The 25245-nt window shown below is 71.9% G+C and carries 25 protein-coding genes; 12 read left to right on the top strand and 13 right to left on the bottom strand.

The annotated features are described in order from the left end of the window. Positions 1–15 precede the first annotated feature (15 nt). The 9 genes from BM430_RS14010 to BM430_RS13970 form a co-directional block, all read right to left on the bottom strand. Positions 16–1053: a hemolysin family protein gene (locus BM430_RS14010; RefSeq protein ID WP_093567875.1), complete on the bottom strand. Its 1038-nt coding sequence runs from the start codon at positions 1051–1053 to the stop codon at positions 16–18. A 33-nt stretch (positions 1054–1086) separates the two neighbouring features. Beyond that, on the bottom strand, positions 1087–1587 hold the full coding sequence (gene ybeY, locus BM430_RS14005) for an rRNA maturation RNase YbeY (protein WP_244539492.1): 501 nt from the start codon (positions 1585–1587) through the stop codon (positions 1087–1089). Beyond that, complete coding sequence (locus tag BM430_RS14000; protein ID WP_093567874.1) at positions 1584–2714, bottom strand: PhoH family protein; 1131 nt, start codon at positions 2712–2714, stop codon at positions 1584–1586. Before BM430_RS14000 ends, ybeY begins: the two co-directional genes overlap by 4 nt. Positions 2715–2725: 11 nt before the next feature. Beyond that, the gene (gene miaB / locus BM430_RS13995) at positions 2726–4120 is read right to left on the bottom strand and encodes a tRNA (N6-isopentenyl adenosine(37)-C2)-methylthiotransferase MiaB (protein ID WP_093567873.1); all 1395 of its coding nucleotides are present in this window, start codon (positions 4118–4120) and stop codon (positions 2726–2728) included. A gap of 68 nt (positions 4121–4188) precedes the next feature. Further along, entirely contained in the window at positions 4189–5070 is an 882-nt protein-coding gene (locus BM430_RS13990) for a lysophospholipid acyltransferase family protein (RefSeq protein WP_093567872.1), read from the bottom strand. Positions 5071–5186: 116 nt separating this feature from the next. Continuing rightward, entirely contained in the window at positions 5187–5669 is a 483-nt protein-coding gene (locus BM430_RS13985; RefSeq protein ID WP_093567871.1) for a GNAT family N-acetyltransferase, read from the bottom strand. Between the two features lie 11 nt (positions 5670–5680). Then, the gene (tsaB, locus tag BM430_RS13980) at positions 5681–6379 is read right to left on the bottom strand and encodes a tRNA (adenosine(37)-N6)-threonylcarbamoyltransferase complex dimerization subunit type 1 TsaB (protein ID WP_093567870.1); all 699 of its coding nucleotides are present in this window, start codon (positions 6377–6379) and stop codon (positions 5681–5683) included. 250 nt (positions 6380–6629) lie between these two features. Further along, positions 6630–7196, bottom strand: coding sequence for a NifU family protein (locus BM430_RS13975; protein ID WP_093567869.1), 567 nt, complete (start codon positions 7194–7196; stop codon positions 6630–6632). A gap of 148 nt (positions 7197–7344) precedes the next feature. After that, complete coding sequence (locus BM430_RS13970; RefSeq protein ID WP_093567868.1) at positions 7345–7848, bottom strand: universal stress protein; 504 nt, start codon at positions 7846–7848, stop codon at positions 7345–7347. A gap of 457 nt (positions 7849–8305) precedes the next feature. Between BM430_RS13970 and BM430_RS13965 the strand changes: the two genes are divergently transcribed. The 4 genes from BM430_RS13965 to BM430_RS13950 are packed head-to-tail and all read left to right on the top strand — an operon-like array spanning position 8306 to position 11872. After that, positions 8306–8860 (top strand): SiaB family protein kinase, encoded by a 555-nt coding sequence (locus tag BM430_RS13965; RefSeq protein ID WP_093567867.1) that lies wholly within the window; start codon positions 8306–8308, stop codon positions 8858–8860. An 11-nt stretch (positions 8861–8871) separates the two neighbouring features. After that, positions 8872–9258 (top strand): DUF1987 domain-containing protein, encoded by a 387-nt coding sequence (locus tag BM430_RS13960; RefSeq protein ID WP_093567866.1) that lies wholly within the window; start codon positions 8872–8874, stop codon positions 9256–9258. Beyond that, on the top strand, positions 9255–10199 hold the full coding sequence (locus BM430_RS13955) for a GGDEF domain-containing protein (protein ID WP_093567865.1): 945 nt from the start codon (positions 9255–9257) through the stop codon (positions 10197–10199). Before BM430_RS13960 ends, BM430_RS13955 begins: the two co-directional genes overlap by 4 nt. Further along, positions 10196–11872, top strand: a complete 1677-nt coding sequence (locus BM430_RS13950; protein ID WP_244539491.1) for a SpoIIE family protein phosphatase — start codon at positions 10196–10198, stop codon at positions 11870–11872. Before BM430_RS13955 ends, BM430_RS13950 begins: the two co-directional genes overlap by 4 nt. A gap of 422 nt (positions 11873–12294) precedes the next feature. On the opposite strand, the gene BM430_RS35685 is transcribed toward BM430_RS13950, so the two are convergent. Continuing rightward, on the bottom strand, positions 12295–12468 hold the full coding sequence (locus BM430_RS35685; protein ID WP_348273081.1) for a GCG_CRPN prefix-to-repeats domain-containing protein: 174 nt from the start codon (positions 12466–12468) through the stop codon (positions 12295–12297). 268 nt (positions 12469–12736) lie between these two features. Between BM430_RS35685 and rplS the strand changes: the two genes are divergently transcribed. Beyond that, positions 12737–13135, top strand: coding sequence for a 50S ribosomal protein L19 (gene rplS / locus BM430_RS13940; RefSeq protein WP_093567864.1), 399 nt, complete (start codon positions 12737–12739; stop codon positions 13133–13135). Positions 13136–13447: 312 nt separating this feature from the next. Here rplS and BM430_RS13935 read toward each other — a convergent pair whose 3' ends face one another. Next, positions 13448–14260: a WecB/TagA/CpsF family glycosyltransferase gene (locus BM430_RS13935; protein WP_093567863.1), complete on the bottom strand. Its 813-nt coding sequence runs from the start codon at positions 14258–14260 to the stop codon at positions 13448–13450. Between the two features lie 248 nt (positions 14261–14508). Here BM430_RS13935 and BM430_RS13930 point away from each other — a divergent pair, with 248 nt between their 5' ends. The 6 genes from BM430_RS13930 to BM430_RS13905 all read left to right on the top strand — a co-directional run bounded on the left by BM430_RS13930 (position 14509) and on the right by BM430_RS13905 (position 20967). After that, positions 14509–15042 (top strand): acyltransferase, encoded by a 534-nt coding sequence (locus tag BM430_RS13930; protein WP_093567862.1) that lies wholly within the window; start codon positions 14509–14511, stop codon positions 15040–15042. Next, positions 15039–16070, top strand: a complete 1032-nt coding sequence (locus BM430_RS13925; protein WP_093567861.1) for a Gfo/Idh/MocA family protein — start codon at positions 15039–15041, stop codon at positions 16068–16070. Before BM430_RS13930 ends, BM430_RS13925 begins: the two co-directional genes overlap by 4 nt. Further along, positions 16070–17185 carry a DegT/DnrJ/EryC1/StrS family aminotransferase gene (locus BM430_RS13920; protein WP_093567860.1) on the top strand — a complete coding sequence of 372 codons (1116 nt, stop codon included), beginning with the start codon at positions 16070–16072 and terminating at the stop codon, positions 17183–17185. Before BM430_RS13925 ends, BM430_RS13920 begins: the two co-directional genes overlap by 1 nt. 13 nt (positions 17186–17198) lie before the next feature. Next, a complete protein-coding gene (locus tag BM430_RS13915) occupies positions 17199–18185 on the top strand; it encodes an NAD-dependent epimerase/dehydratase family protein (RefSeq protein WP_244539490.1) in 987 nt (328 codons plus the stop codon). Then, positions 18182–19342 (top strand): DegT/DnrJ/EryC1/StrS family aminotransferase, encoded by a 1161-nt coding sequence (locus BM430_RS13910; RefSeq protein ID WP_093567858.1) that lies wholly within the window; start codon positions 18182–18184, stop codon positions 19340–19342. The genes BM430_RS13915 and BM430_RS13910 overlap by 4 nt, the downstream gene beginning before the upstream one ends. An 863-nt stretch (positions 19343–20205) precedes the next feature. Continuing rightward, entirely contained in the window at positions 20206–20967 is a 762-nt protein-coding gene (locus BM430_RS13905) for a response regulator transcription factor (protein ID WP_093567857.1), read from the top strand. Positions 20968–21324: 357 nt separating this feature from the next. Here BM430_RS13905 and BM430_RS34680 read toward each other — a convergent pair whose 3' ends face one another. Then, positions 21325–22362, bottom strand: coding sequence for a hypothetical protein (locus BM430_RS34680; RefSeq protein ID WP_093567856.1), 1038 nt, complete (start codon positions 22360–22362; stop codon positions 21325–21327). Positions 22363–22638: 276 nt separating this feature from the next. Here BM430_RS34680 and BM430_RS34675 point away from each other — a divergent pair, with 276 nt between their 5' ends. Further along, a complete protein-coding gene (locus BM430_RS34675) occupies positions 22639–23733 on the top strand; it encodes a glycosyltransferase family 4 protein (protein WP_093567855.1) in 1095 nt (364 codons plus the stop codon). A 282-nt stretch (positions 23734–24015) separates the two neighbouring features. Here the strand turns inward: BM430_RS34675 and BM430_RS13890 are convergent, their stop codons facing one another. After that, positions 24016–25215 (bottom strand): glycosyltransferase family 2 protein, encoded by a 1200-nt coding sequence (locus tag BM430_RS13890; RefSeq protein WP_093567854.1) that lies wholly within the window; start codon positions 25213–25215, stop codon positions 24016–24018. Positions 25216–25245: the final 30 nt, after the last annotated feature.

The raw sequence follows: 25245 nt of genomic DNA, 5'->3' as shown, positions 1-25245 counted from the left end.
CGCGCGGGCCGGGGTTCAGGCCGCGGAATCGGCCCGCACGGCCTCGCCGCCGGGCGGCGGCAGGGCGAGCGGCGCCTCCGGCCCTTCGAGCCGGGCGAGGCCGCGATGCATGCGCAGGCGCTTGATCCGCCGCGGATCGGCATCCAGCACCTCGACCTCGAAGTCGCCCGGCACGGCGATGACCTCGCCCCTGGCCGGGACCCGGCCGGCGAGGGTGACGATCAGGCCGCCGAGGGTGTCGACCTCCTCAGCCGCCTCCCCCACCGCCGCCGCGAGGTCGACACCGGTCGCCTCGGCGACGTCGTCGAGGCTGGCGCGGGCGTCGGCGACGAAGATCTCGCTCTCGCCGTCGACCTTGAGGACGCGGTGGGTCTCGGCGACGTCGTGCTCGTCCTCGATGTCGCCGACCACGACCTCGATCAGGTCCTCGATCGAAATCAGGCCGTCGGTGCCGCCATACTCGTCGATGACGAGGGCCATGTGGGTGCGGCTCGCCTGCATCCGGGCGAGCAGGTCGATCGCCGGCATCGAGGGCGGCACGAACAGCACCGGGCGCAGGATGCGGGTGGTGGCCAGCGTCGCCGCGAGGTCGACCCCGGCGAGATCGGGCAGGCGGTCGCCGCCGGACTCGGCGCGGCTCGCCAAGTAATCGACGAAGTCGCGGATGTGGACCATGCCGCGGGGGTCGTCCATGCTCTCGCCGTAGACCGGCAGGCGGGAATGGCCGGCGCCGCGGAAAACCTTGAGCAGGTCGCCGAGGGCGGTGTCGATCGAGACCGCCACCACGTCGGAGCGGGGGATCATGACGTCGTCGACCCGCACCCGGTGGAGGCTCAGCACGTTCTTGAGCATCGCCTGCTCGACGGCGGAGACCGGGTGATCGCTATTCTGCACCTCGGCGAGGGCGTCCGAGAGGCCATCGCGCTGGGCGTCGCGCGTCTTCAGGTGGAAGATGTTCAGAAGGCGATCATACCAGGGTTCGCGCCCCGGACTGTCGTCCTCCGGGATCGCCTGCGCGGTCGCGGCGGCGCTGCGACTTCGATCGTTGCTCATGTCTCTCGCGTCTGGGGTGAGGGCGTCCGCGGCCTAGACCGCCGCGTCGCCATACGGGTCCGGCACGCCGAGGCGCCGCAGGGCCGCGACCTCCAACGCCTCCATGGCGTCGGCCTCGGCGTCGCCGAGCTCGTGGTCGTGACCGAGGAGGTGCAGCGTGCCATGAACCACGAGATGGGCGAGGTGGTGGTCGAGGGGCTTGGACTGCTCCCCACTCTCGCGCAGGAGTGTGTCATACGCAAGAACCACGTCGCCGAGGAGGCGCGGGCCGCCGCCATGCGGCTGCTCGTTGGGGAAGGACAGCACGTTGGTCGGCTTGTCCTTGCCCCGCCAGGTCCGGTTCAGCTCCTGCACCGCGGGATCGTCGGTCAGCACGATGCTGATCTCGATCGGCCCGCCCGGCGGCACGATGGCGAGCGCCGCCTCGACGGCTGTCGCGACGAAGCCTTCGAGGTCGGGCGCGACGGTCTCCCAGCGCTCGTCCTCGATCGCCACGTCGATCTCGTTTTCGTCGCTCAGTTTCTGCTGGCTCACGGCAGCGGCCCCCGGCGCGGCGGCGTCGGCCGCTGGGCCGGCTCGTCACGGTGTTCGTGCGCGTCCGACTCGTAGGCCGTGACGATCCGGCGCACCAGGTCGTGGCGCACCACGTCGACGTCCCGGAAGGTGACCCGGCCGATGCCCTCGACGCCGTCCAGGATCCGCACCGCCTCGACGAGGCCGGATTTCTGGCCCGGCGGCAGGTCGATCTGGCTCGGATCGCCGGTGACGATCATGCGCGAGTTCTCGCCGAGCCGGGTCAGGAACATCTTCATCTGCATCGAGGTGGTGTTCTGCGCCTCGTCGAGGAGCACCACCGCGTTGGTCAGCGTCCGCCCGCGCATGAAGGCGAGCGGCGCGATCTCGATCATGCCGGTCTGGAGGCCCCGGTCGACGTGGCGCGCCTCCATGAAGTCGTAGAGGGCGTCGTAGATCGGGCGCAGGTACGGATCCACCTTCTCGCGCATGTCGCCGGGCAGGAAGCCCAGCCGCTCGCCGGCCTCGACCGCCGGGCGCGACAGGATCAGCCGCTCGGCGTGGCCCTGCTCCAGCAGCGACACCGCGTAGCCGACGGCGAGCCAAGTCTTGCCGGTGCCGGCGGGGCCTTCGGCGAAGACCAGCTCGTGGGCGCGCAGCGCCTTGATGTAGGCGTCCTGCGCCGCGTTGCGGGCGCGCACGCCGCCGCGGCGGCGGGTGGCGATCTGGTCGAAGGACGGCCGCTCGCCGTCCGCCGGCGCCTCGGCCGGCGAGAACAGGTTGCCCTGGAGCGAGGATTCCTGGATCACCCCGTCGACGTCGCCGAGGGTGAGCGGCATCCCGCCCCCGTCCCGGACGCGGGAATAGAGCAGCTCCAGCACCCGGCGCGCCCGCTCGGTCGAGTCGGGCGGGCCCTTGACCACGACGTGGTTGCCCAGCGCGGTCGCCACCACGCCGAGCCGCCGCTCGAGATGGGCGACGTTCTGGTCGTACTGGCCGAAGACCAGGCTCGCCAGGCGGTTGTCGTCGAAGGTGAGGGCGATCTCGGCCGCCTCGCTCAGGCCCGCCACCGCCCGCGGGGCGAGCTCCCGCTCGCGCGCGGAGTCGCGCCCTCTCGGCCCGCGCCCGCCCGCCTCTCCCGTCGCCATCCTGTCGTTCCTCACGCGGCGGCCGGTGCGGCCGCATTGGCCGTCGCTGCGGCCGCATCGGCCGTCGTCACGGGTGCCGGAGCTTCGGTGATCGCCTCGCCGAACAGGCTGTTCGAGCCGGCCCGGGTGATCCGCACCGGGATCACGGTGCCGATCGCCGAGACGTCGCCCTCGATCTGCACCGCCTGGAGATAGGGCGACTTGCCGGCGACCTGGCCCGGATGCCGCCCCGGCTTCTCCAGCAGCACCGGCACGGTGCGCCCGATCGTGGCGTGGTTGAAGTCCTGGCGCTGGCGCTCCAGCAGCGCCTGCAGCTCGGCGAGCCGGGCGCTCTTCACCGCCTCCGGCACCGCGTCGTCGCTCTCCGCCGCCGGCGTGCCGGGGCGCGGGCTGTACTTGAACGAGAACGCGCTGGCGAAGCCGACATCGGCGATCAGCCGCATCGTCTCGGCGTGGTCGGCGTCGGTCTCGCCCGGGAAGCCGACGATGAAGTCGGAGGACAGCGCGATGTCGGGCCGGGCCGCCCGCACCCGGTCGATGATGCGGCGATAGGTGTCGCCGTCGTGCTTGCGGTTCATCGCGTGCAGGATCCGGTCCGAGCCCGACTGCACCGGCAGGTGCAAGTAGGGCATCAGGGCCGGCAGGTCGCGATGCGCCGCGATCAGGGCCTCGTCCATGTCGCGCGGGTGGCTGGTCGTGTAGCGCAGGCGCAGAATCCCTGAGATCGCGGCGATGCGGTGCAAGAGTTCCCCGAGCGTCCAGTCGCGCCCGTCAGGACCCGCGCCGTGATAGGCGTTGACGTTCTGGCCGATCAGGGTCAGCTCGCGGGCACCCGCCGCCGCCAGGCGCTCGGCCTCCGCCACGATCTTCTCCACCGGGCGCGACACCTCGGCACCACGGGTATAGGGCACGACGCAGAAGGCGCAGAACTTGTCGCAGCCCTCCTGCACCGTGAGGAAGGCCGAGACGCCCGGGGTGCGGCGCAGCGGCAGGTGGTCGAACTTGTCCTCGACCGGGAATTCGGTGTCGACGACGCGGCCGTCCTTTGACGCCGCGAGCAGCTGCGGCAGGCGGTGGTAGCTCTGAGGGCCCACCACCACGTCGACGCCCGGCGCGCGGTTCAGGATCTCGCGCCCTTCGGCCTGCGCGACGCAGCCTGCCACCACCACCGTGGTGTCACGGCCGGCCTCCGCCCGCTCGCCCTTCAGGACGCGCAGCCGGCCGAGCTCGGAATAGACCTTCTCCGCCGCCTTCTCGCGAATGTGGCAGGTGTTGAGGACGACGACGTCGGCCTCCTCGACAGTGCCGGTCTCGACGAAGCCCTCGCGGCCGAGCAGGTCGACCATGCGGGAGGCGTCGTAGACGTTCATCTGGCAGCCGTAGGATTTGACGAACGCTTTCTTCAACGAACCGGCCCTGAAGGGATGAGATGATCGGATGCGGCGGCGGCCCGAAGGGGCCGCGTCCCATTCATTTAAGCCGTCGCGGCCGGAATGAGAATAGGCGGCGCCTCGTGCGCGGGGCGCGGCATCGGCGCAGGCAGCGGGTCCGGCTCGGGCACGGGCGCGCGGCCGGTCACCGCCTCCTGGAGGGCGCGGCGCACCGCGGCCTCGGCGCGCGCGGTCGCGGCCTTGCGGTCGGTCCCGGCCGCGAAGGCGATCGGCTCGCCCCAGGTCACCCGGACGTCGATCGGCCCGCGCTCGAAGAACAGCTTGACGCTGGGGCCGAGCTCCATGTCGCCGTACCAGGCGATCTCGGGGCGCTCGGTCCGGGTCAGCGGCAGGCCGTTGCGGCGCGTATAGGCGATGCAGAGCGGCTGGAGCCGCACCCGGTCGAGCCCGCCCTCGGTGATCGCCGCCCGGGCGGCGCCGACGAGAGAGGTGCGGAACGGCAGGAGCCGCGTCCCGTCGCCGGTGGTGCCCTCGGCGAACAGCACGATCAGCTCGCCGTCGCGCAGGCGCCGGCTCATCTCGGTGTTGACCACGGCGGTGTGGCGCTTGCGGGCGCGGTCGATGAACACCGTGCGCTGGAGCCGGGCGAGCGTGCCGATCACCGGCCAGCCGGCGATCTCGGACTTCGCCACGAAGGAGAGCGGGCGCAGGGCTCCCAGCACCGGGATGTCGAGCCAGGAGATGTGGTTGGCGATGACGAGCGCCGCCTCGCCCGGGGCCGGCGGCGTGCCGGTGACGGTGATGCGGATCTGGAACAGGCGCAGGAAGACCCGGTGCAGCCAGGCCGGCGCGTGGCCGGCGAGGTGGCTGCGCCCGAGCTTCAGGATCAGCCAGTGCGGCCCGGCGAGGAGCACGAAGGTGAGGGCGTAGGCGAGGAGCCGCAGGCCGGCGACGAGGTACGTCATGGGTGAGGCGGCGGGGGCTCGGCTCGGGAAGGTTGTCGGGAGGGCCGCGCGGTGCACGTCGCGCGTCCCTCGCCGCATATCAAGTCCGGCCCGGAGCGTCCACCGCCCGGGCCCCCCTACCCCAACGCCGCCTGCATCATGATCGCGTTGGCGCGGCTGCCGTCGGGCCGGGCGTAGTAGCTCGCCCGGCGGCCGGTCTCGGTGAACTTGAGCCGGTGGTACAGGGCCAGCGCCGGGGCGTTGCCGTCGTCGACCTCGAGATGGACTCGGCGCACGCCGGCATCCTCCAGGGCGACGAGGTGGGCGCGCAGGAGCTGGCGGCTCAGGCCCGCGCCGCGGGAGGCCGGCCCGAGCACGATGGTGAGGATCTCGGCCTCGTCGAGCACCTGGCGCGAGAGCACGAAGCCGCCGATCACCGTGCCGAGCATCAGGGCGTGGGCGCGATGGCCGCGCTCGCACAGCATGCGCTCGAACTCGTCCGCCTCCCAGGGCCGCGCGAAGGCGGTGGCGTGGAGCGCCGCGAGCTCCCCGGCCCGGTCGGCCGAGAGCAGGGGCGCGACATGGGCGGTCGGGGGGGAGCGGAACGGCATCCACTTCATCGGGGTCTCCGTCAGCGGCGGGCGAGGCGGGCGTGGTCCTGCGGCTGGGCGTCCGGCCCGCGCAGGTAGAGGGGGCGGGCCAGCGCGTGGGCCGGGTCGGCGACGAGGCCCAGCGAGGCGACCCAGGCGATCTGCGGGGCGATGTGGCCCTGCGGCACCACGGCGCGCTGCCCCTGCCCCGTCGCCGCGGCGGCGAGCGCCGGGGCGGCGGAGCCGGCGAGCGCCGCGGGGCCGGGCCCGAGGAGCCGCACGGCGTCCGCCAGCGGCAGCAGGGTCGGCGGCACGGCGATGCCGCCGTCCTGGCTCAGGGCCTGGAAGTAGACGTGGCCGTGGCGGGCGTCGATCGCGGCGGCCAGCAGGTAGCCCTGGCCGAGGTAGTCCTCCTCGGCGGCGAGGAGCGGCGCCAGCAGGGCCGACAGGGTGGTTACGCCGACGACCGGGATGCCGCAGGCGAGGCCCACGGCGCGTGCGGCCGAGAGCCCGACCCGCAGGCCGGTATAGGAGCCGGGGCCGACCGTGACGGCGACCCGGTCGAGGCTCTCGAACCCGCCCTCGACCCGGGCCGTCACCCGCTCGACGAGGGGCAGCAGCGCCTCGGCGTGGCCGCGGGCGAGGTCCATGCTCTCCTGGGCCAGGGGCTCGGGCGAATCGTCCGCCATGATGCAGGCCGCGCAGCGCTCCAGCGCCGTGTCGATGGCCAGGATCCGCATCACCGTCAGGCTCCGCCCTCTCGCCGCCCGCGGGCTTTGAACGCCACGGCCGGGTCCGTGCCGCCGGCCGCGCCGGGTCGTTCGCCGACCCGCCGCCAGAGTCCCAGCATGGCACGCACAGGTTAACACAAGAAGGACCGCCCCGCGTCAGGCGGGGCGGCCCGGTTCGGCTCAGCCTTTAGATCATCCCTCGCCGCCGGGGAAACCGCCGACGGTGGATAAGCGGCGCCGTTTCAGGCGCCGCGCCGGCTCACGAGACCGCCTGGACCTCGCGCACGTCCGGCAGGAAGTGGCGGAACAGGTTCTGCACGCCCTGGCGCAGGGTGGCGGTGGAGGACGGGCAGCCCGAGCAGGCGCCCTTCATCTCCAGGAAGACCACGCCATCGCGAAAGCCCCGGAAGGTGATGTCGCCGCCGTCGCCGGCCACCGCCGGGCGCACCCGGGTCTCGAGCAGGTCCTTGATCGTGGCGACCGTGTCGGCGTCGGCCTCGTCGAAGAACTCCTCGGCCGCCTCCTCCGGGGCGTGGCCGGCTTCGAGGACCGGGGCCCCCGACATGAAGTGCTCCATGATGGCGCCGAGCACAGCGGGCTTGACCTGCGGCCAGCCGGGCTCGCCCTCGGCCTTGGTCACCGAGATGAAGTCGTGGCCGAGATAGACGCCGGAGACGCCCTCGACGCCGAACAGCGCGCGGGCGAGCGGCGAGCGGGCCGCGGCGCCCTCGTCCCGCGCCTCGAAGGTGCCGTCGGACAAGACGACCTTGCCGGGCAGGAACTTCAGGGTGGCGGGGTTCGGGGTGGCTTCGGTCTGGATGAACATCGGTGATCCTCGACAATAGTTCTCTGCGCCGGTTCAAGGCCGGCCGGGAACGGCGCGCGGGTTCCTGAGCCAGGGTCCCGCGCGCCTGCCGGCAGATGTGGACCCGAACGGGCGAAAGCTCAATGGAGCAAGAGCCCGGAGCAGGGGTTCATCCGGCGAGCGCCGTGATCTCCGCCTCGCTCAGGGCGCCGGGCACGATCACCACCGGCACCGGGAAGCTGCCGGCGCTGCGCCCGGCGATCGAGGTGACGAGCGGCCCCGGCCCGTCGGTGCCGGGGGCGGCGGCGAGCACCAGGAAGCCGATATCCTCGTCGGCCTCGATCTGGCGCAGGATCGCGTCGGCGCGCTCGCCGGTGCGCACCACCAGCTCGGGATCGACGCCCGCGGCCTGCCGCGCCGCCGCCGCCAGCGCCTCCAGGCGCGCGGCCGTCTCGGCCTCGGCCTCGGCCCGCATCGCGTCGCCGACGCCGAGCCACTCCATCGTCTCGGGCGGCTCGGCCACCGCCAGCATCACCACCCGGGCCCCGATCCGCGCCGCCCGGCGCACGGCGAAATGCACCGCGCGGTCGCATTCCGGCGTCTCGTCGACCAGCACCATGAACTTGAGCCGATGCCCGGCCTCGAAGGACCGGCGCCGCTTGATCCCGACCATGCCCGGACGCGCTCCGCCGCCGCGATGCTGCCCGCGCGGCCGGCCCGCCGCAAGGGGCGGGGATGAGATCGGAGACCCTAGTGCGGCCTCGAGGCCGCCGGTACGAATCGGCGGCCGGAAAAATCCCCGGGGCTGGGACTTCGCAAGCGGGGCGAATCCGGCTATCGCCCCGATCGACCGCTTCGCGCGGGACCTGTCCCTGAGGCAGGATCGACCTCGTTTGCACAACCGGAAAGCAGATCGCGAATTTTTTCAGCGCATTCTGGCCGGAGATCGCGCCCGGACGACCACTCGGCGACTTTTTCTTCGACTCGGCGCGGGACTTCCCTTGACCGGCGCAGTAACACTCTGGTCAGCCTCTGTGGGCTAACATGGCGTCCGGCGGGCCCGCACCCCGATTTGCGGGCGGCCCGGGCCGAAGGTCTCGGGCCGGTGGTGTCCCGGGCGGGAGAGAGCGGTGCTCGCAACTGACTTCCTGGCGTTCCACGAGGCGTCCCGGCGCAACGGCATCATCCTGTCGTTCGGCGGCGACTTGTCCGAGAACGTGCTGTTCTCCCTCGGGGAGGTCTTGAAGCTGCGCATGCAGCAGGGCGACACCGACGCGGCGGTGTCCAAGCGCGTGTTCTCGATCTTCGTCGAGCAGGCCCAGAACGTCATCCGCTACTCCGCCGACAAGCTCGTGCCGCACGGCTCGCCCGCCGGCGGCATGGTGAGCGCCGGCCTGATCGTGGTCGGGATCGAGGACGGCCGCTTCTTCGTCGCCTGCGGCAACGAGGTGCCGGGCGAGCACGTCGCGACCCTGCGCGCCCGGCTCGACCACATCGCCGGCCTGTCGGGCGACGAATTGAAGAAGTACTACCGCGAGCGGCTGCGCCAGCCCGCCGACGAGGGCAGCCTCGGCGGCAGCATCGGGCTGATCGAGATCGCCCGGCGCTCGAGCGCCCCGGTCGAGTACGACTTCCAGGCGCGCGGCGACGATCGCGCGTTCTTCTGCCTCAAGGCCTTCATCTGAGGCGCTGCGACATGGACCGGATCCAGATCCCCGCCACCAGCCGCTCGCCGCTGGTCGATTTCGACTTCGCCGCCGGGCGCCTGCTCCTGCGCGGCGAATCCTACCCCGAGGATGCCGCGGCCTTCTACGGCCCGCTGCTCCAGGCCCTGCGCGCCTGCCTCGACGAGGAGGGCGGCGCGCTGATCGTCGACGTCGCCCTGTCGTACTTCAACTCGTCGAGCGCCAAGGCCTTGATGAACCTGTTCATGCCCCTTGAGGACGCCGCCGAGGCGGGCCGCGACGTGACGATCCGCTGGCTCTACGCGGAGGGCGACGACACCATCGCGGAGGCCGGCGAGGACTTCGCGGCAGATTTCTCGCATGCCCGGTTCGAGATGGTGCAGGAGACGGCGGCATGACGACCAGGGCGGGCCAGGGCGGACGCACGACCGGGCGGATCGCGACGACCGACGGCGGCGCGCCCCGGGAGCCCGCAGGAGGCCATCCCGACGGAGACCATGACGGGGCCGGCCAGCGGAGCGAGGGCGGCAAGCGCGCCGCCGCGCCGGCCAACGTCTTCAGCCTGTTCGACAACGAGGAGGCCGTCCTCGACCGGACCGAGGTGATGCTGACCCAGCTCGCCGCGGTCGCGGACGGGGTGAAGGTGCTGGCCGAGGCCTATCGCCGGGGCTACCGCGAGCAGCGCCGGCTGGTGCGCCTGAGCGACCGGATGCAGGCCGACCTGCAGAAGGCCAACAAGCGCCTCGCCGAGCAGCAACGCGACCTGCAGACCCTCAACGAGGCGCTCTCGGGCGAGATCGAGACCAGCGCCCGCCTGGAGGCGGAGCTGCGCCGGCTCGCCGACACCGACCCGCTCACCGGGGCGCTCGCCCGCCGCCGCTTCCTGGAGGTCTGCGCCCGCGACTGGCCGCGCCGCCCCGGGCAGAGGGCCTGCCTGCTGATGCTCGACCTCGACCGGTTCAAGCTCGTCAACGACAGCCACGGCCACGCCGCCGGCGACGCGGCGCTGATCGCCTTCGTGGCCGCCTGCCGCTCGGCCCTGCGCTCCCTCGACGCGGTCGGGCGCCTCGGGGGCGAGGAATTCGCGATCCTCCTGGTCGAGACCGGACCCGAGGACGGGGCCCTGATCGCCGAGCGCATCCGCGCGGCGGTCGCGGCGAACCCGGTCGCCACCGAGGGCGGGCCGATCGGCATCACGGTCAGCATCGGGCTGGCCGCATCCGGGCCGGAGGAGAGCCTCGAAGCCGCGATGCGCCGGGCCGACGCGGCGCTCTACGGCGCCAAGCATGGCGGCCGCAACCGGGTCGAGCAGGCCCCCTCCCCGGAGGTCCGGGCTTGAGCGGCGAACCTCTGGCGGACGGAGCACCCCGCCGCGGCGGTTCCCTGCGCGGCGCCGGGCCGATGCGCCGGGGCGACGCGCTCGCCGATCTCGGCTTCACCGAGGTGCCGACGACGCAGGACGGCGGCGCCGACACGATGCGCCCCGGGGCCCTGCGGGGCGCCGCGCGGGGCCGCAACCTCGACGGCCTCGCCCATACCCTGTTCCTGCGCCTGTCGCCGGTGATCGCCGCCGTGGTGCTGGCGACCCAGGTGGTGATCGCCTGGGTCAATTACGGCGACCAGATCCGGATCGAAGGCGGGCGCGCCCAGATGATGGCGGACATGACCGCCCGGGCGCTGGCCCGTCCGGGCTGGACCGGCGACCACGCCTCGCAGCTCCAGGCGCTCGCCCTCGATCCCGCCTTCCGCTTCGCCCTGCTGCGCGACGCCGCGGGGGGCGTGGTCGGGCGGCTCGGCGAGGAGCCGCGGGGGCGCAGCTTCGAGCGCATCCAGGTCTCGGCCGAGGTCGAGCCCGGCCCGGCCGCCCAGCCCGCCGGCAGCCTGACCCTGGTCCTGTCGGCGGAGGGCCTGCGGGCCAATGCCGAGAAGCAGATCGTGATGGTGCTCGGCGCCAGCCTGGCGCTGATCCTGGCCTTCGCCCTCTCCTTGCGGCTCGCGGTCGGCCGCCACGTGCTGGCGCCCCTGCGCCGGCTCCTCGCCGCCATGGGAGAGGTCGAGCACAAGAGGTGGGTCACCGTCGACCTCGCCGGCCGCCGGCGGCCGAGCCGCGAGATCGCCGACATCTCCGCCGCCTTCAACCGCATGGTCGAGGGGCTGAAGAGCGGCGACGAGGCCCGCCACCTGCTGGCCGAGCTGGAGCGCACCCATGCCCGCCTCGCCGAGGCGAACGGCCTCGTGATGGAGAGCCTCGGCTACGCCCGCCGCATCCAGCAGGCGGTGCTGCCGGGGCCCGCCGCACTGAGTGGGGCCGGCCTGGAGGTCGCAGTGCTGTGGGAGCCGCTGCACGTCGTCGGCGGCGACTATTACTGGATCGAGGAGATCGACGGCCTCGGCATCGTGGTGGTGGCCGATTGCACCGGCCACGGCGTGCCCGGCGCCTTCCTGACCCTGATCGTCGCGACCGCCCTCGACCGGATCCTCCACGACCAGGGCTTGCGCCGTCCCGACGCGATCCTCGCCGCCCTCGACGGCGTGGTGCGGGCGCGGCTGCGCCAAGAGTTGCAGCAAGAGACGAGCGTGCCCGACGGATCGGATGACGGCCTCGATTGCGGGATCTGCGTCGTCGACCGGGCGAACGGGGTCGTGCATTTCGCCGGCGCCGGCCTCGCCCTGACGGTGCTCGCCGATGGCGGGACCACCCGGATCAAGGGCCGGCGCCACGGGCTGGGCTACCGGCGCACCGGCCGGGAGGAGCCGATCGCCGCGGTGGAGATTCCGCTGCGCGGTTCCCCGACCTTCTTCCTCATGACCGACGGGGTCAGCGACCAGATGGGCGGGGCGTCCCGCCGGCTCCTCGGCCACCGCGGCGTCGCCGAGATTCTGGGGCGGCACCAGGATATGCCCCTGCCTTCGCAGGTGGCGGCCCTGGAGGCGGCCCTCGCCGTCCATCGCGGAGCGGAGCCGCGTCGGGACGACATGGCGCTGGTGGCATTCCGGCCAGGGGTGGAGTGAAGCAACCCTCACCCCACGCTGCCCTTTCCCGGACGACCGGAACGAAGTAGAAGGAGAGCAGGGATCCAGGGGAGAAGTGCCGCGAAGCGGCTCTGCACATTGCAACGTTGCAAACGGACGGACGCTTCGCGATTTTTTGTGCTGGATCCCGGATCTCCTTCCGCTGACGCTTCAGTCGTCCGGGAAAGGGGGGAACAATGTTCTGTTGCGCTGGACGACGGTTCGCGACTGAAGGGCAGCAGGCGCTCCAGCCGGCGGCTTGAGGCGGGGCTCCTGCGAACCCCGCCCGGATCGTCACGCGTCGCCGATCAGAACCGGCAGATCCGGCGCGGCCCGTACGGCGTCGGGCGGATGAAGCAGCGGCGGCCGTAGACCCGCGGCGGACCGTAGAAGGGGCGGCCGTACATCGGCCGGCAGCGGCCTTATGGCCCGCGGGCGAAGCCGGGGCCGCAGCCCTGCGCGACCTGCGTCACCGGTGCCTCGGGGGCGAGAAGGCCGGCGAGGCCGGGCCCGGCCGGGGCCGCGCTCGCGGGAGCGGCCGCGAGACCGCCGAACGCCAGGGCAGCGAGACCGGCGATCTTCCAACGCATCAGCATGGTGGATGGTCCTCCGTATGGTCCTCGGACGTGCGAGTCCAGAGGGGCGGCCGGCACCGGGGGGTAGCGCCGCGCCGAGCCGAAGCAACACGGCCCGCGCCGTCCGGTTCCCCGGCCCGGCCGATCCTACGCCGCGAAAATGCCGTGCCGGTGCGTGTCGACAAGCCGCGGCCGTTCCTGTAAGGAGCCGGCAACTCACAACAGGACGCCGAAATCCTGACGCTGGATCCCATCCCGGGGCGCGGCGGCGACGGCAGGAGTTTGACCGATGAACATCATCCAGCAGCTCGAGCAGGAGCAGATCGCTCAGCTCAACAAGACGATCCCCGACTTCGAGCCCGGCGACACGGTCATCGTGAACGTCAAGGTGAAGGAAGGCGAGCGCAGCCGCGTCCAGGCCTACGAGGGCGTCGTGATCGCCCGCTCGGGCGGCGGCATCAACGAGAGCTTCACGGTCCGCAAGATCTCGTACGGCGAGGGCGTTGAGCGCGTCTTCCCGATCTACTCGCCGAACATTGATTCGATCAAGGTGGTCCGTCGCGGCAAGGTGCGTCGCGCCAAGCTGTACTACCTGCGCGATCGCCGCGGCAAGTCGGCCCGCATCGCCGAGCGCGCCGAGCGCGGCGCCGAGAAGGGCAAGACCAAGAAGCCCGCCGCCGCGGAGTAAGAATTTTCGCAGATCGCGAAATCGAAGAGGCCGTCTCCCCGATCGGGTCGAGGCGGCCTTTTTGCGTTTCAGAGCCGATTCGATTGTCCGAGACGGTGATGATCCCCGCCGTGTCATCCCGGGGCCGCGCAGCGGAACCCGGGATCCATAAACGCCGACGCATCAGGATGAAGCGGAGCGCGTTCAGTTCGGCCTTATATTGTCAGCGGTTATGGATCCCGGGTTCTCGACTGCGTCGAGCCCCGGGATGACGTGGTGAAGCGGTGATGAGAGCGCGAGTTTGACTTGCCTCGGCTGAAGCCGCTCCTCGATCTACCCCGCCCCGAGCGCCCCCGGCCCGAACCCGGCCTTGCGCGCCAGGCCGGTCTCCTGCCGGAACTGCAAGTGCAGGCCGCCGACCTTGAGCGCGCCGGAGCGGGCGAGCCGGGTCAGCGGGCCCAGCATCGAGAGGAGGAAGCCGGCATCCGAGGCGTAGCGTCCGGCGAGCCGCCTCGGGTTGCTCGCGAGCCGCCAGGCCCATTCGAGGCCGGTGCGGCGCAGGAAGACCGGCGAGCGGGTCTGCTTGCCGAGTGCGAACTCGAACGCCGCGCCGCAGCACAGGATCGACGGCTCGGCGAGGCCGGCGCGGCGCAGGCGCAGGGCGAGCATCTCGCTCTGCGGCGCGCCGACGGCGATGAACACCATGTCGGGCGCGGCCTCCCGCACCCGGGCGATGACATCGTCCACCGCCGCCGGGTCGTGGATGAAGCCGAAGGGCGGGCGCACGACGTCGAGGCGCCGGCTCGCCATCACGGCGGATGCCTCCTCCGCGCTCACGTTGCCGATCACCAGGACCGAGCGGTCGCGTAAGGAGCGCCGGGCCGAGAGGTGCTGCACGAGGTCGCTGCCGGTCGCCACCGTCATCCGCCGGCGCAGGAAGACGGTGTTGAGCAGGTTGCTGTCGAGGGTGACGATCGAGGCCTGGCGATAGCTCTCGCGGAATTCCGGCTCCCGGCCCAGGAGCCGCAGATGCATCGTGTTGAGGGTGAAGACCGTGGTCCGGCCCCTCGTCAGGGCCGTCGCCAGGGCGTCGAAGCTCAGGCCCCGGACCACGCAGGTCGGGGCTTTGTCCGCTAAGGTCGGCATGTCGGTGCTCCTTCGCCGACGAGTGTCGGAATCGAAGGCATCCCCTGCCCAGAGCGGAAAACGGCGAGGCGTCGCTCCCCGCCGGATTGGTTTTCTCGCCGGTCTCTACATCCGAAGCGGTAGAATGACTGGACCGTTCTGACGTCGATCGGGGTGATTAGGGTGTAACGCGTACCCTCGCATTGGCACGATTACTTGGCTGCGCCGGCCGCCTAGCGTCCCGTCACTGGGATGCGACGGGGGACGGAATGCCGGTCGTGAATGCGAGGATCGATGCCAGCGCGGAGTTCGTCGATCCCGCCCTCGTCAACGTCTATGGCTGCACGGTCGGGCCGGGCACCCGGATCGAGCCCTTCGTGGAGATCCAGCGCGGCGCTGCCGTCGGGGCGCGCTGCCGGATCGGCGCCAACGCCTTCCTGTGCGAGGGCGTGAGCCTCGAGGACGACGTCGCGATCGGTCCCGGCGTGATGTTCACCAACGACCGCCATCCCCGCGCCGTCACGGCCGCCGGCACCCTGATGGGGCCGGAGGACTGGACCCTCGAGACGACCCGGGTCGGGGCGGGCGCGGTCATCGGCGCCAACGCCACGATCCTGTGCGGCCTCTCGATCGGCGCGGGCGCCCGGATCGCCCCCGGCTCGGTCGTGACCCGCGACGTGCCGCCCGGCGCCGAGGTGGCGGGCGTGCCCGCCAGAGCCGGCCGCCAGGCCCGGGCCGGCGATGCCGCGCCCGCCCCCCTCTCCCACCCCTCTTCCCTGCTCAACCTCGTGGAGGCGTCATGATCGGGATCGGAGTCATCGGTTACGGCTATTTCGGGCCGAACATCGCCCGTTGCGTCGCGGAGGCGAACGGCACGACCCTGAAGGCGATCGCCGATCCGTCGCCGGCCGCGCAAGCCCGGGCCGCCACCCGCCACCCAGGCGTGACGATCGACGAGAGCTGGCAGCGGATGCTGGCCGATCCGGAGATCGACGCGATCGCCATCGCGACGCCGACCAAGCTGCACTACGAGATCGCGCTTGCCGCCCTCATGGCCGGCAAGCACGTGCTGGTCGAGAAGCCGATCACCCCGACTTCCCGCGAGGCCGCCCGCCTCGTGGCGGAGGCGGCCAAGCGCCGCCTCACGCTGATGGTCGACCACACCTTCGTGTATACCGGCGCGGTCCAGAAGATCCGCGAGCTGATCGATACCGGCGTCACCGGTGACCTGTTCTACTACGACTCGACGCGGATCAATTTCGGCCTGTTCCAGGACGACGTGAACGTGATCTGGGACCTGGCGGTGCACGACCTCGCCATCCTGGACTACCTGCTGCCGGCCGAGACCCTGGCGATCTCCGCCACCGGCGCCGGCCACATCAAGGGCAGCCCGGAGAACCTCGCCCACATCACCCTCTACCTCGAGGGCGGGGTCACCGCGCATCTCAACGTGAACTGGCTCGCCCCGGTGAAGATCCGCCGCACCCTGATCGGCGGCAGCCGCCGGATGATCGTGTTCGACGACATGGAGCCGAGCGAGAAGGTGAAGGTCTACGACCGCGGCGTCGAGATCGACGAGCGGCCCTCGCAGGAGGAGATCCGGCGCATCCTGCCGTCCTACCGCATGGGCGACGTCTGGACCCCGCACATCCCGGTCAAGGAAGCGCTCGTCACCGAGATCGAGCACTTCGCCCGCTGCATCACCACCGGCGAGGTGCCGCTCACCTCCGGCGAGAGCGGCCTGCGCGTGGTGCGCCTGCTCGAGGCCGCCTCGCAATCCCTGGCCCAGCGCGGCCATCCGATCGACCTGTCTCCCCTGAGGGCCGCCTGATGATCCCGCTTCTCGACCTTGAAGCCCAGTACCGGGCCGTGCAGGAGCCCCTGGAGGAGGCGGTGCTGGCGGTGCTCCGCAGCGGCGCCTACGTGCTCGGGCCTCAGGTCGCCGCCTTCGAGCGCGACTTCGCCGCCCATTGCGGGACCGCCGAGGCCGTGTCGGTGTCGACCGGCACCGCCGCCCTCCATCTCGGGCTGATCGCCGCCGGGGTGCGCCCCGGCGACGAGGTGATCACCGTCGGCATGACCTTCGTCGCCACCGTCGCGGCGATCCTCTATGCCGGCGCCAAGCCCGTCCTGGTCGACGTCGATCCCCAGACCTACACCATGGATCCGGCGGCCTTCGCGGCGGCGATCACGCCCCGTACCCGCGCGGTGGTGCCGGTGCACCTGCACGGGCGCCTCGCCGACATGGCGGCGATCTGTTCGATCGCCGAGCGCCACGGCATCACGGTGGTGGAGGATGCAGCCCAAGCCCACGGCGCCGAGCGCGGCGGACGGAAGGCCGGCGCGTTCGGGACGGTCGGCTGCTTCAGCTTCTACCCGGGCAAGAATCTCGGCGCCTGCGGCGAGGGCGGGGCGATCACGACGTCGGATCCCGACCTCGCCAAGACCCTGCGCTCGTTGCGCGACTGGGGCCAGGAGGGGCGCTACAACCACGTCCGCCCGGGCTTCAACTACCGCCTCGACACCGTGCAGGCGGCGGCCCTCGGGGTGAAGCTGCGCTACCTCGACGGCTGGACGGACGGGAGGCGGCGGGCCGCCGCGCGCTACGACGCGCTGCTGGCCCAGGCTGGCCTCAAGGCGCCGAAGGCCGGCGGGCGCGACCACGTCTACCACGTTTACGCCGTGCGGGTGCCGGACCGGGACGCGGTGCGAGCCCGGATGCAGGAGATGGGCGTCGCCACCGGCATCCACTACCCGAAGGCGGTGCACCACCAGCCGGCCTACGCCGATTGCGTGCGCCTCGGCACGCCCTGCCCGGTCTCGGAGGCGCTGGCCGGCGAGTGGCTGTCCCTGCCGCTCTTCCCCGAGATCACCGAGCGCCAGATCGCGACCGTCGTTTCGGCCCTCACCGACAGCCTGGGAGATGGTTATGCTGAAGCCGTGTGAGCCCTCTCGTGAGTTGGGCCGCGTCCTCGTCACCGGCGGGGCCGGCTTCATCGGCTCCCACATCGTCGACCTCCTGGTGGCGCGCGGCTGCCGCGAGATAGTGGTGGTCGACAACCTGATCCGGGGCCGGACCGAGAACCTGTCCGGTGCCATGGCCTCCGGCGCGGTCGAGCTCGTCATCGGCGACATCCGCGACCGCGACCTGATGGCCGGGCTGGTGGCGGGCTGCGACACCGTCTTCCACCAGGCGGCGCTCCGCATCACCCACTGCGCCGCCGAGCCGCGCGAGGCGATCGAGGTGATGGTGGATGCCACCGCATCGCTCGTCGAGCTCTGCGTCTCGGAAGCTGTGGGCAAGGTGGTCTACGCCTCCTCGGCCTCGGTCTACGGCATGGCGACGACCTTCCCGACGCTCGAAACCGAGGCGCATTCCGGCAACCGCACGCTCTACGGCGCGGCCAAGAGCTTCGGCGAGGGTCTGCTGCGCTCGTACAACGACATGAACGGGCTCGACTACGTCGCGCTCCGCTACTTCAACGTCTACGGCCCGCGCATGGACCTGCACGGGCGCTACACCGAAGTCCTGATCCGCTGGATGGAGCGGATCGCCCGCGGCGACCCGCCGCTGATCTTTGGCGATGGTCTCCAGACCATGGACTTCATCGACGTGCGCGACGTCGCCCGGGCCAACATCCTGGCGGCGCTCTCGCCGGCGAGCGACGTGGCGCTCAATGTCGGGCGCTCGGAAGAGACCTCGCTCCTCGAACTGGCGCAACGCCTCGCCGCGGTGATGGGCCGGCCGGACCTGGTGCCGGTCCACGAGGCCGAGCGCAGCGTCAACCCGGTGCCCCGGCGTCTCGCCGACACACGCCTCGCCCGCGAGCTGACCGGCTTCCAGGCGGCCATCGGCCTCGACGAGGGCCTCGACGCCCTGGTCGCCTGGTGGCGGGCCAACAGCAAGCCCGCCGCCCCCGCCCTCGTGATGGAGCTCGCCTCGTGATCCCGATCATCAAGCCGAGCCTCGGCGAAGCCGAGGTCGAGGCGGCGAGCGCCGTCATCCGCTCCGGCTGGCTCACCCAGGGGCCGCAGGTTGGCGCCTTCGAGACCGAGTTCGCGCAGGCCGTCGGCGCCCCCCATGCCTGCGCGGTCTCGAACTGCACCACCGGCCTGCATCTGGCCCTGCTCGCCGCCGGCGTCGGGCCCGGCGACGAGGTGATCACCGTCAGCCACACCTTCATCGCCTGCGCCAACGCCATCCGGCAATGCGGGGCCGAGCCGGTGCTGGTCGACATCGACCCCGTCACCCTCACCATCGACCCGGATCTCGCGGAGGCCGCGATCACGCCGCGGACCCGGGCGATCCTCGCCGTGCACCAGATCGGCATGCCCTGCGACATGGCCCGGCTGATCGGCATGACCCGCCGGCACGGGATCCGCCTCGTCGAGGACGCCGCCTGCGCGATCGGCTCGGAGATCCGGATCGACGGCGAATGGCAGCGGATCGGCCGGCCGCTCGGGGACGTCGCCTGCTTCTCGATGCACCCACGCAAGATCCTCACCACCGGCGAGGGCGGCATGCTGACGACCCGCCACGCGGCGTTCGACCGCCAGTTCCGGCTCTGGCGCCAGCACGGGATGGGCGTCTCGGACGTCGCCCGCCACGCCAGCCGGGCGGTGGTCTTCGAAGACTACCCGACGATGGGATACAACTACCGATTGACTGACCTGCAGGCGGCGATCGGCCGGGTGCAGCTCGCGCGGCTCGACGCCATCGTGGCGGAGCGCCGGCGCCTCGCCGGGCTCTACGCCGAGGCCCTGGCGGGCTTGGCCCTCGCAATCCCGGTCGAACCGGACTGGGCCCGGTCGAACTGGCAGAGCTACGCCGTGCGCCTGGACGACGGTGCCGATCAAGTTTCCGTGATGCAGGGCCTGCTCGATCGCGGCGTCGCCAGCCGCCGCGGCGTGATGTGCATCCATCTCGAACCGGCCTATGCCGACTTGAGATTGCGCGCGCCCCTGCCCCACTCGGAGGCCGCGCGCGACCGCTGCATCCTGCTGCCGCTCTATTCCGGCATGGGCGACGACACCGTCCACGCCGTTGCGGGCGCCCTGGCAGAGGCCCTGGCGGGCCGCCCTGCCCTGCCCCTCAGCGCCTGAGGTTTCGCGTTCATTGTCGGGGCGGAGCAGCGGCGGGCCACCCGGCCCGCCGCTGATCTTTTCTGGACTGAATCGGTACGGCACGACATTTACCGTTAAAAATTATCAAACGATATGGTTGACTGGACATGCTTCAGATGATTGTTGAGCGCGAACGGAGCGAGCCGCCCTAGAGCGGACGTGTCAGAATATATACATAGAGTGATGTACGGGGGCGGCGATGAGGTTGATCGAGGACGAAGGACGGATGCCGCTTCCCGCCCTCATCCCTGTCGGGGCTGGTGCGGACCGCGCCGTGCCGGAAGCCGGAGCCCGAGAACCGGGTTGCCGCTGACGCTTTGACGTCGGTCGGTCTCGCTCGGGAGAGACGCCAGATTTATCGCCGTCCGACAGTGTGACGCTCGTCCGCGTCGCGTCGCAGATCCCTCTTATCAAAGTATAGACCGCCCAGGGACCGATCGATGTCCCGTTGGGCGGCTATGCGCGTCTGTGGAATATCCTCCAACGTCAATAATGTTCCGCTACTGATTGCGGATTACACGTCTTGCGTGTGTATCATAAGATCGTCTCTTGCCTCCGATCAATCAAGGCGATTGGTCTCATCAGTGAAAGCCGACCTAGATCATCATATTGAGGATTGTAACTGATTTATCCCCGTGTTAGGACTGAAATCAGGAGGAGCGGGCGGATGCGAGGGGCCGGATCGACTGGATCATGCAGTCGAGGCCCTGGCGGCGCCGGCTGATTCCACAGATCCGGTTCCGGACAAGGGGTGGCACGGCGGGATTGCGCCGGGCCGTGACCATCACGCCGAGAGCCGCATCCAACAATAATGCTCGGTCGTACAGTGGTGGAGGTGAAGCATGTCGACGCCCGCTCTCGTTGATTACGGCCTCGCTTCGCGGGGCCGCAGACTGGTCGAAGTGAGTGACGCCGTGGTGGAGGCGTTCGAGCCCGGCGAGGAGCCCGGCCTGAAGCCCGCCATCGCGATCATCGAGCCGCGGCAGCTGGTGCGCGAATGCCTGCGCAACTGCCTCGCCGAAGCGATTCCGGACCACGAGGTCGTGACCTTCGGGTCGATCGACGAGTGGGAGCGGGGCAAGGTCGGCCACCAGGACGGCGACCTGGTGGTGCTCTACTACGATCCCCGAGAGGCCGGGCGCGGCGCCGCCCAGCGCGAGGCCGCCCTGCGCTCGCGGATCGGGCCGAACACCAGCCTGGTCCTGCTCTGCGACAGCGAGGATCCGGGCGAGATCGTCGAGCGGCTCAACGAGGGCGCCCGCGGCTACATTCCCACCAATGTCAGCCTGAAGGTGGCGATCGAGGCGATGCGGCTGGTGCGGGCCGGCGGCGTCTTCGTGCCGGCGAGCTGCCTGCTGCAGCGCCGGAGCGGGGCCGAGGATGCCGGCGCGGCCGACCCCCGCAGCCAGTTCACCCCGCGCCAGACCGCGGTGCTGGAGCAGCTGCAGAAGGGCAAGGCGAACAAGATCATCGCCTTCGAGCTCAACATGAAGGAGAGCACCGTGAAGGTGCACGTGCGCAACATCATGCGCAAGGTCGGCGCGACCAACCGGACCGAGGTGGCGATCCGCGCCTTCGAATCCCGCTCCGACCTCAAGCTGTAGCACAGGGGGCGCGGGGGATGTCTCCCGCGCGGTCCCGCCCGGGGCGAGCCGTGACCCGCCCCCGATCCGTCATCCGTTGATCCGACGCGGTCGAGCCGGCCGGCGTCGATTTTCTTTTTCGTCGATTGCCTCGATCGATTCAGCACATTGGCCGACGTCTCTCGACGTCATCCCGGGGCTCGACGCAGTCGAGAACCCGGGATCCATAACCGCTGACGATTCAGGATAGAGCGGCCCGCGGCCCGCTTCGTTCGTCCATGTCGGCGGTTATGGATCCCGGGTTCCGCTGTCGCGGCCCCGGGATGACGGAGAGGGTGTCAAGGCTGTTGGGTTCTGTCGACAAGCTCCCGGGCGACCTCACTCCCCCTTGAGCGGCGGCGGCGGGGGAGCCACCCGGGCGCCGGGGCCGCCCGGATGAGCGGCGTCGTTGTTGGTCACCATCGCCAGCACCGACAGGATCTTGTCCTTGTCCGATTGCAGATGGTTGATCTGCGTCTCGGTGCAGCCCTCCTCCAGATAGGCGATCACCAGGGTGCGGGCGGCGGTGTCGGTGATGTAGCCGCCGAAATCCTGGAACGCCCGGGCGAGCGCCCGCCCCTCCGGCGTCGTGAGCCCGAGGCGGCCGAGATCGACCTGCGGCGGGATCGCGAACAGGGCCCCCATCGGGATCGTGCCGGTATGCGCGTTGTGCCCGCCCCCGTCGGTCGAGGAGGCCGGCCAGACGATGCGGGTCGGGCTCGCCTGGCTGGTGCTCGCCGCCATCGCGATGGCGTGGCGGATCTCGCCCCGCTCGAGCTCGGCCCGCCGCACCAGCCCGCCGATGAGCGAGCCGCCGAAGGCGCGCACGCCCTCCGTTGTGCCGGGCGTCGCCGAGATGCCGCTGCCGCGCAGGTCGGTGCGCACCAGGTACTGCGCCGAGTAGAGCTTGCGGGCCGGATCGAACGCGCCGAGCCACAGCTCGTAGGCGTAGCGGCCTTCCGCGTCGATCAGCACCGCGTGCCGGTCGGTGCCGCCCAGGAAGGCGAGGCCGGGCGGGGTGCGCAGGATGAACCGGCCGCCATTCGGGGCCCCGCCATGGGGCCAGGGCACGCTCGGCGGCCGTCCGCGATAGGTCCAGCTCCGCTCCGGATCGTCGGGCGCCTGGCGGTAGATCCCGAAGGCGTGGCCGCCGATCCACGCATAGGCGCCGGCCGGCCCGCCGGCATTCTGGTTGCGCAGGAGCGCCGTCTCGGCCGCGTCGCCGGGCTGGAACGTCGCCCCCCGGCCAAGCGGCGTGTTCCAGATGCTCGTCGAGGCGAAGGGCTGCGCGACGGGATCGCGGAACGGCTCGTCGGCCCGTGCGGGCGGGCCCAGCAGGGCGAGGCCGAGCGCGAGGGCGGCAGCGGAACGGTGCATCGGCGCGGATCTCCCGGCAGGACCGGCCGCAGGGTAGCGGGCCGGGGCGTCGCGCGAAGCGTCCCCTTCGGGGCGCGGGGCCGCCCCGGATCTCGGCCGGAGGTGGCGTTCGTCCTGCACCTTTCGAGGGTGGCCGCCGCCTTTCTCGGGGGACGGGCCGCCGGATTGCACCGCTCCGGGCCGGCCGGGCAGTCCCTTAAGCTCCCCTCCCGTGCGCTTCCCTCTCGCGGCCCGCCCTTCGCGACGTGGCCGCGACCAGCAGAGTCCGGATCGATCATGACGCCAGCCGGTTCGATGCAGTGGATCCTCGCGGTGCCCTTCCTGCGGGACGAGGGCGGCGACTGGATCCCCCGTCACGTCGGCGGGTCCCACCGTTTCGCGACGGCGCCGGCGCCCTACGACCACGACCGCTCGCGGGCCGTCACCGGCGCGGCGGAATGGTCGGACTACCTGCGCCACGCCTGGAGCGCCTGGCGCCTCGTGCGGGCGGCGCCGCGGGGGGGCGCCGGGGTGATGACCGGCTTCCCGCAGCTCGCCGTGACGGCGGCCCTGGTCAAGCTCGTCCTCGGGCGGCGGGACGTGCCCCTCGTCGCCTGGTGCTTCAACCTCGGCCGGACGCCGGGCGGCTGGAAGGCGCGCCTCGCCCGCGCGGTCCTGGGGCAGGTCGACGTGTTCGTGGTGCATTCCCGCCGCGAGGTCGGGCTCTACGCCGACTGGCTCGCCCTGCCCCGCGACCGCTTCGTGTTCGTGCCCCTGTCGATCCACGACGAGCCGCGCGAGACGCACGAGGACGCGGCGGCGCCCTTCGTGCTCGCCATGGGCTCGGCCAACCGCGACTACGCCACGCTCGTGGCCGCGGTCGCCCGGCTCGGCCTGCCCACCGTGATCGTCGCCGGCGCTCACGCCGTCGCGGGTCTCGACCTCCCGCCGAACGTCACCCTGCGCAGCAATCTGACCATCGCCGAGTGCCACGACCTCTGCGGGCGGGCGCGGGTCAACGTCGTGCCCCTGCGCAACACCAGCTTCACGTCCGGCCAGGTCACGGTGCTGGAGGCGATGATGCTCGGAAAAGCCGTCGTGGCGACGCGGGCCGCCGGGACCGAGGATTACGTGAGCGAGGGCGAGAACGGCCTCCTGGTGCCGCCCGAGGACCCCGCGGCGCTCGCCGCCGCCATCGCGGCCCTGTGGGAGGATCCCGCCGCCCGCGCCCGGCTCGGCGAGGCTGCGCGCCGCACCGTCGCGGAGGGCACCACCTTCCGGTCGGTCGCGCCCGCGATGGCGGCGGTGCTCGACGCGGCGCGGAGGCGGGCGGCGGCGGAGGCGGGTGGCGTCGCGGCGCCGGGGGCGCCGTCGCGGCGCCCGACGGGCTGAGCGAGCAGCAACAGCCCCTGGCTCATCAATGGGATCCCTCACCCTGAAGTCATGCCGGGGCCACGCGGTGGAGCCCGGAATCCAGAAACTCCGATGATTCAGGATGAGGCGGATAGTTGTTCACCTCGTCCTGCATCCGCCTGAGTGTCTGGGCGTGCCTTCGGCACTCCGGGCTCCGCTGCGCGGCCCCGGAATGACCCTGAATGTGTCGCTTCGATCCGTGCAAAAGTCGGCCTGGTTCGAGCTGCCGCCGGGGCTCTCGCCCCGGCCGCTTCCTCCTCTCTACCCCGCCGACTTCCCCTCCCCGGCCCGCTCGGTCCGCACCCATTCCGTCTGCCGCCGCAGCGCGAAGCGGCGCAGGATCCCGGCCTTGCCGGCGATGAGGCGCGGCAGGGCTGCGAGGTCCTGCCAGCGCAGCAGACCGCCCCCCCAGCGCCGGGCCGCGAGGCCGAAGGCGAGGACGAGGCCGGCGAGGCTGGCGGCGGAGACCAGCAGCGGTCCCGCCCCGCCGCCGAATACCCACCAGGCCAGGCCGAGGCCGGCGAGCCCGGCCTGCGCGAGCGCGAGTGTCACCAGTGGCAGCACGCAGAGGTCGAGGGCCATCGCGGCGAGGCGGGCGTCGCCCCGGTGCAGGGCGGCGCGCAGGAGCGCGCCGGCATAGGGCAGGATCAGCGAGAGGTGTCCGTGCTCCCAGCGGGTCTGCTGCGCCCGCCGCGCCGCCGCGCCGGCGGGGAGCGCGCTCGTCACCTCGGCCTCCGGACAGAAGCGGGGCGGATGGCCGGCGAGCGCCAGGTCGAGGCCGAGCTTCAGATCCTCGGCGAGGTGCCCGTTCGCCAGCCCGACCGTGCCCATCAGGCGCGTCGGCACCGCGAAGCCGGTGCCGGAGATGCCGCAGGGCCAGCCGAGGCGGCTGCCCCCGAGGGGCCGGCCGATCTGCTTGACCACCGTCGCGACGGTGGCGAGGCGCAAGGCGGAGGAGGCCTGCGGCGGCGGCGCGAGGCGGTAGGCGGCCTGGACCGGCCCGTCGAGGGCGGCGCTCAGCCGCGCGATCCGGTCGAGGGCCTCCGCGCCGAGGGCGCAATCGGCATCGACCACCACCAGGGTCTCGGGCAGGCCGGTGCGGACGAGGTGGCGATAACCGAAATCGAGGGCGTAGCCCTTGCCGCGCCGCTCGGGATCGTGGCGCTCCACCACCTCGGCCCCGGCTTCCCGCGCCGCGGCGGCGGTGGCGTCGCGGCAATTGTCGGCCACGACCAGCAGGCGGTCGCCGGAGGCGAGGCCGGGGCGCAGCGAGGCCACCGTGGCGGCGATCTCCCCGGCCTCGTCGTGGGCCGGGACCAGCACCGCCAGGGACGGCCGGCGCGGGGCCGGCGGTGGGGGGCGCAGGGCCGGCAGCGAGGCCAGGACCTGCGCGGCGAGAACCAGCACCGGCACCGCGCCGGCGAGCGCCAGGGCGCAGAGGACGACATCGACGACGATCATGGGGTCAGGAATCCTCGCGGCCGGAAAGCC

The organism is Methylobacterium sp. 174MFSha1.1 (genome assembly GCF_900116815.1).
Taxonomy (GTDB): Bacteria; Pseudomonadota; Alphaproteobacteria; order Rhizobiales; family Beijerinckiaceae; genus Methylobacterium.
The sequence above is the reverse complement of the archived record's forward strand: the minus strand, read 5'-3'. Positions and strand labels throughout refer to the sequence as shown.